The organism is Halorubrum sp. C191 (genome assembly GCF_002727095.1).
Lineage (GTDB): Archaea > Halobacteriota > Halobacteria > Halobacteriales > Haloferacaceae > Halorubrum > Halorubrum ezzemoulense.
In genome coordinates, this window is record NZ_NHNZ01000188.1 from 1 (window position 1) to 6,486 (window position 6,486).

Here is a 6,486-nt window from a genome sequence, read left to right on the forward strand (position 1 = left end):
AACAATGCCGCAGAGAACGCGCTTCGGGAACCAGTAGTTCTGCGGAAAATCATCGGAACGCTGCGTAATGACCGAGGAATGTTCGTTCACGAGACGGTCTTGTCCCTGCTGGCGACGTGGCGCCAGCAGGGACGCAATCCATACGAAGAGCTTCGTCGAGCCGTCAGTAACAATGAACTGATCTCACGGGCTCACGCTGTGCCGGCTGTCGAGACTCCGGGGTAAACACGTACAAGAGCCTGAGCAGTTCAACCACGTCCTTTCGTCGTTCATCACAGCACGCTGCTAGTGACATCCTCCTCGCCGTAAACGGCGAGGCTTCCCGTACCGCAGGTGGGATATTTGCCGGTCTACGACACGACCTGTTCTCTCGTGTGAAACGTCCCGCTCTCGCGGTCGAACAAGTGTGTCGATGGCTGTGCCACACAGCCGTTACTCCTATCCTCGCCGTGAGGACTCGGAGTTATCTTCTGACGCATATTCTCTGCCCCGTTACAATCCGCGTTGGCTACTAACTCACACGACGAGCAGACGTACAGGCCACGTTCGACACGGTTCGATTTCGTGTCGTCTCCACATCTTGAACACGTTTTTGAAGTGTTCCACTCGTTTTCTTTCAGTACCTCAACACCGCGCATCTCGCCTTTGTATTCGAGGTACTGGTAGATGCGGTCGAACGGCCACGTGTGCAGTTTCTTATTGCCGGTTTTGCCCCAGTCTGACTCCCGCACGTCTTCAGGCCAACTCACCGCGAGCGTTCCAACACCGCGATCAACGCACTCCGTAATAATGGCGTCCGTCAGCGTGTGGTAGTAGTGTGTCTCACGATCAGAGAGCTTCCGACGTGCCCACATCGACTTCTCTGACGGGCCGTTCTCTCCCTCGGTGTCGTACTCAGCTCTAGTAAAGTATTGTTTGTCTTCTTTGAGCGAGTTGCCGGGGTACAACACGTATTCGTCGGGGAACGCGACCGTGGCGATGTTGGTGATGCCAAGGTCGATCCCTGCGACATCGTCGCCAGCCGCATCCGCTGTTTCGAGCTCGACTTTACAGACGAAGTGGAGTTCCCAACTCTCACCAGTCCAGACGGCACGAATGTTCTGTACGCTGTTGACTTCTGAGAGATTAACGTCTGGTCGGGTCTGGTATTCGCAGAGCAAGAAGTCTGAGAAATGTTCTTTGAGATTCGAGCCTTTCGAGAGTCGGACGCGGTTGTTCTCAGAGTCGTGTTTGAACCCGTCTTCTTTGAACGTCACCGTGCTCTTTGGTCGAGTGTCGCCGTGTTTGCGGTAGCCGGGCGGATTCGCCTCACTGGAGTTGTGTCGCAAGTCGAACCACGACTGGAAAGCGTCAGAAAGTTCTTCGATGACTTTCTGACTGGATTGTGCGTTCAAATCTTTCCAGCACGACTGGTTTTTCATGTACGATTTTAGCACACTACCGTTTGGTATCTCGCCGGTTGCGTCCCAGATACGGTCGGCTGTCCATCGTGCGACGTTCCAGAGTTTCGAGGCAGAGTCTCCGAGCGAATCAAGACCATCACAGACCTGTTGGTGGTTCTGGATGGAACCAACGTAGGTGCGTGTGGCCTTAATCGCCATACATAGACTATGTAGACAAACTAACTTAATGGTGTGGATGTGCGTGGAATATCCAACCTGCCGTTCGTGATGGATTGGGTCAGCGTTGTCGGATTCACTCCCGGCGTAAACGCCGGGGCTCTCTCCTCGTAGAAAGATAGAGTGTCCAGTCACACGGGTCAGCGTCTCATCTACCAGGCTCATTGATTCGCACTGGGTGAGAGCCCGAACCACTCATTCGTCGAGTTTGCCGATACCTGACCGTGGACTTAGCGACACACAGGAGTGTCCAAAACACCGCAGAGGATGACTACAATAGAGCACACCACACTACCCACACTTTTCCACAAAAGCCGTGGTTGATCTTCGTATGAATTCAAATCGAGCCCGTGGGATCCTCTTAGGGTTGGCGTGTGGGGATGCGCTTGGCCGACCGGTTGAGTTCTCGTCAGCATCCTCAATTGCGGCCGAGCACGGCCAACTCGACGAGATGATTGGCCATGGGACGTGGAATCAGCCAGCAGGAACGATTACAGACGATACCGAACAGGCCCTCTGTATTGCCCGCAGCCTTGTTGAGCAGCAAGCGTTCGATCCAGCAGATATCGCGTCTCGATTTGTCGATTGGTACGACAGTAATCCATTCGATATCGGCCGGATGACGATGAAGTCGTTGAGTCGGCTCAAACACGGCGACGACTGGAGCGAGGCTGGCCAGCACGTCTGGGAGACTAGTCCCGAAGGCCAAAACGCAGGCAATGGGAGTGTGATGCGGTGTCCACCGCTCGCGATACCATACGCAACCGACTGGGAGCGACTTGTCACAGTGAGTCGACAATCCTCACAGATCACGCACGCAGATCCACGGTGTACCTACGGTTGCGCCGTTTTGAATCTCACACTTGCTGGCCTTCTTGACGATGTCGACACCCCGTTACAGGACGCTCTCAATTACGTCGACGCAAGCGCCCCGGATGAACTGACTGCCGCGCTTAGGCCACTGGCACGTGGCGATCAACCCGATCTGCTGGAGACATCGGGCTACGTCATCCACTCACTCCAGACAGCACTCCACGATGGGCTACATACCACAGACGCCGAGGAAGCAATTGTGACAGCCGTCAACCGAGGTGGAGACACCGATACGATCGGCGCAATCACAGGTGCCATCGCAGGTGCCCGATTTGGCGCGTCTCAGCTCCCGGACCGATGGCTGACAGCGATTGACGAGGTAGACGAACTCGAAGCACTAGCGATGGATCTCGAAGGACCAGAGGAATAAACTAAACCACCCACTGCCGTAGGCAGATCCGAATGGCCGTCGACGACGATACCGGATCAGAAAATACGGAACCGCAGAAGTCCGCATGGTCCGTGTCTCGACTCAACAACGAAATTGCTGCCACTTTGGAATCCGCCGCGGAACGGTTCCCAACGTACGTTGTCGGCGAAGTCTCCGATGCGACAGCGAAGGGCTACGGGACGTTCTTTACACTCCGAGACGTCGACGGCGAGGAAACTATCCAGTGTATCGTGTGGTCGTCCTATCGCGACCGCATCGACGAGCCCATCACCGAAGGCGAGGAGGTAATCGTCCGGGCAAACGTCGATTTCTACGCCGAAGGCGGCCGGACACAACTCAACGTCAAAAACTACTGGCCGGTCGGCGATTCCGATCGATCACAGGAATTGGAGGCATTGCGTGCCGAACTCAATGAGGAGGGCCTCTTCGATGCCGACCGAAAACAGTCACTTCCACCGTTTCCATCAAACATCGGTGTCGTCACCTCATTGACTGGATCGGCTCGAGAGGACTTCCGTGAGTCCGCCTGGGGACGCGCACCCGGAGTGACGCTCACCTTCTTTGGGGCGACCGTTCAGGGCAAAAACGCCACAGCATCGATCGTCGGGGCGCTCCAACAGGCAGATCGAGATCCAGACATCGACACCATCGTCGTAACGCGTGGTGGCGGCGCAGACGACACGCTGTGGTGTTTCAACGAGGAGCCCGTCGTCCGAGCAATCGCGGACTGTGTGACCCCAACAGTCGTCGCTGTGGGCCACGAAGACGATGAGACCCTCGCCGAAGCGGTCGCAGACAAGCCAGCAATGACACCGACAGACGCGGGGATCGTGGCGACACCTGAGATGAGCACCATCCGAGAGCGCGTCGAGACCATCGAACGTCGGCTCCAAATCGGGTACAAAACAGTCGTCAGCGAGCAGCTTGACGCGCTCAATCGACGGATCGAAAACGCCGTTGTGAGACTCGAACGGGCAGCAGAAACTCGGCAGGCACGTATCCAGCGAGCAGCCGATCTCGAACAGCGGATCGATACCGCCTACACGACACAGACAGGATCACGCCTTGATGCGGTCGACGACAGGATCGAGACAGCACTCCAGGAGATCGAACACGCCGCGGAGACAGAGGCTGTCACGGTACGGGCAGCGCGGGGACGCATTGGCGGACTTGAGAGCCGTATTGATCGGGCGTACGAGACACACATCACCCAAGAAACTGAAGCACTTGAGCGCCGGATCGAAAGCGCGTATCGAGATATTGAGACGGACACGGACGTCCGAGAAGCAAAACAGGAAGCCCGCCAGCTTCGGATAATCATCCTGGTCCTCATTGGCTTGCTACTGCTCGGTGTCGCACTGTGGGCGGGTGGACTTCTGTGAGCACAACAGAGTATTCAAGCAGTCCCCAGGTAATCATCAGGCATGAGTGAGGCTGAGGTCGACATCGCCGGGACGATCGATAGACTTGAAGAGATTGCCGAGACACTCGAAGATGGAGAGGTTGATCTCACCACCGCGAAGGAGCTCCGCGAAGAGGCAGACGACCATCTTGAGACCCTTCGTGACGCCCTAGACGTCGGCGACGGTGACATTATTGAGATTGACGGTGAAGACGCCGACCTAGAGCGCGCCGAGTGACGGTCGGACACACTTTCCGACATTCACCATCAGCACTCGCAAAAGAAAGCCAGTTCACGCCGACTTGCACGCCTCAATGATAAGTTCGGGGGCATCAACCAGTTGATTCACTGTATGCGCACCCTTCCCTTTCCCTCGGCCCTTCCGATTCTGTTCGATCAGCGAGAGAAACGCAAGTTCGGAGAGGAGGTCGCGGACGCGACGGATTTTGAGCGGGTCGGTTCCTTCGCGTTCACACACAACCTCGTAGGCCGAGTACACCTGCTTTGAGGGGATCATCGCATCTGTATCGGTTGACTGCTGCATCTGGAGTGCGAGCCCCTGAAGGAGGTATTTCGAGTGCTCGGGTTGCTTTCCAATTAGTTCGGCGAGCCGCGCCTCTTCTTCACGCTCGTGTGCTTCATCAACGTACTCAACGCGGACGCGGTCGTCATCGTGTTCGTCAGCGATTTCGCCAGAATATCGGAGAATATCAATCGCCTTCCGAGCGTCTCCGTGTTCTTTCGCCGCGAGTGCTGCGACCTTCGGAATCACGTCGTCATCAAGGACGCTCTCTCGGAACGCATCTGCCCGTGAGTTGAGGATTGCACGCAGTTGATTTGCGTCATAGGGCGGGAACACAAAGTCACGCTCGGAGAGACTTGATTTGACGCGCTCATTAAGTGTTTCCTTGTAGCGAATCTTGTTGCTGATCCCGATGATGCCGAGTGTACTGTCTTCTACCTTTCCGGCCTCCGCCGCTCGTGAGAGCTGCATGAGAACGTTGTCGTCTTCGAGTTTGTCGATCTCGTCTAAAATGATGATACCAACGTCGAGACGTAGATCAAGTATCTTCCAGAGCCGCCGATAGTAATCAGACGTGGAAACGCCAGACGCTGGGATTTTCACATCCGTCACGTCAGGATCGTTGAACGATTCAGCGATCGTTCGGATAGCCTGCGTTTCTGTTGAGTCCTGAAAACAGTCGATGTATGCGACGTCAACGTGGACATCATTCTCGGCGGCAGCCTCAGTGAGATCCTGCGTAATGTACTTCGAGCAGAGGCTCTTGCCTGTTCCAGTCTTTCCATAGATCAACACGTTGTTCGGCGTCCCACCTCGCTGGGCGTCCTTAATCGCGTTCGCGAGGTTTGTGAGTTCCTCATCACGGCCGATGATCCGATCACCCTCTGGAAGATGACTCACACGAAGGAGTTCCTTATCAGCAAAAATGGGGTCGGGATCCCCGAAGAATGACTCCGTATCGCTCATACAGGATCGCACTCACCCGACCCATATCAATCTTCCCACCGTCTTGCCGCTGTAAACAGGAGTCTGTATTAGACGATCCGTCCAAGTGGGGTTAAAACCCGTATGTTCCTACGTTTTGAGAATTCCAATCTCATAACGGGCCGCGTATTGCCGCTGTAAGAGTGGTATCGAGGTGGTCTCACACCCCCCGTTGCCGCTGTAAACACGAATGATGTGTGACCTCCAGATGAAATTGTGGGCGATTCAGAGAAAGTCGATCGAGAGCCGGTCAGCTACGTGATTTGGGGGAAAACACCATGACGGTGAAACATACGGTTCACGTCTTCGACGCCAAAACAACATGGCCTCTCAGTATGCCAAAAGAGTAGTACGGTAGCAAACAACACGCTTTGGTATAAAATTACTGATCGGTGTGGTGTTGATAGTAGAACGTGTGAGCGGGCAGATGGATATTTTCTATACATACACCGCTCTACGGTGGTTTTACAGCGGCAACGAGGGGTCCATCTCTTTCGAGCCACCATACCATTTCCCGGGAGATGTTTACAGCGGCAACGAGGGGTGTGCGACAGATGATCCCTGATGCCTCAAGCACCGTAACGTCGAAGTCAACAACCCCTCCAGGGTCCTCGGGTCTATCAAAATGGGGAACCCGCCAACACCACCGTCACCGGGCCTAGCGGCTCAGGTCACTCGCTCTTATGTAGAAACG

General features: G+C 55.3%; 5 protein-coding genes and 1 pseudogene. 4 read left to right on the top strand and 2 right to left on the bottom strand.

Features of this window, described 5'->3' with window-relative positions; genetic code table 11:
- Window positions 1–225 (top strand): annotated as a pseudogene (locus tag Z052_RS16890) (IS66 family transposase); the annotation flags it as partial.
- 125 nt (window positions 226–350) lie between these two features.
- On the opposite strand, the gene Z052_RS16895 reads toward Z052_RS16890, so the two are convergent.
- The gene (locus Z052_RS16895; protein WP_094580716.1) at window positions 351–1,601 is read right to left on the bottom strand and encodes an RNA-guided endonuclease TnpB family protein; all 1,251 of its coding nucleotides are present in this window, start codon (window positions 1,599–1,601) and stop codon (window positions 351–353) included.
- Between the two features lie 349 nt (window positions 1,602–1,950).
- Here Z052_RS16895 and Z052_RS16900 point away from each other — a divergent pair, with 349 nt between their 5' ends.
- Genes Z052_RS16900 through Z052_RS16910 form a run of 3 tightly spaced genes read left to right on the top strand, consistent with a single transcriptional unit; the run spans window position 1,951 to window position 4,523 of the window.
- Entirely contained in the window at window positions 1,951–2,862 is a 912-nt protein-coding gene (locus Z052_RS16900) for an ADP-ribosylglycohydrolase family protein (protein WP_099289276.1), read from the top strand.
- 32 nt (window positions 2,863–2,894) lie between these two features.
- Window positions 2,895–4,265 carry an exodeoxyribonuclease VII large subunit gene (gene xseA / locus Z052_RS16905; RefSeq protein WP_094520700.1) on the top strand — a complete coding sequence of 457 codons (1,371 nt, stop codon included), beginning with the start codon at window positions 2,895–2,897 and terminating at the stop codon, window positions 4,263–4,265.
- 42 nt (window positions 4,266–4,307) lie between these two features.
- The gene (locus Z052_RS16910; protein ID WP_094520701.1) at window positions 4,308–4,523 is read left to right on the top strand and encodes an exodeoxyribonuclease VII small subunit; all 216 of its coding nucleotides are present in this window, start codon (window positions 4,308–4,310) and stop codon (window positions 4,521–4,523) included.
- A gap of 54 nt (window positions 4,524–4,577) precedes the next feature.
- Here the strand turns inward: Z052_RS16910 and Z052_RS16915 are convergent, their stop codons facing one another.
- Window positions 4,578–5,774 carry a Cdc6/Cdc18 family protein gene (locus Z052_RS16915; RefSeq protein WP_094520702.1) on the bottom strand — a complete coding sequence of 399 codons (1,197 nt, stop codon included), beginning with the start codon at window positions 5,772–5,774 and terminating at the stop codon, window positions 4,578–4,580.
- Window positions 5,775–6,486: the final 712 nt, after the last annotated feature.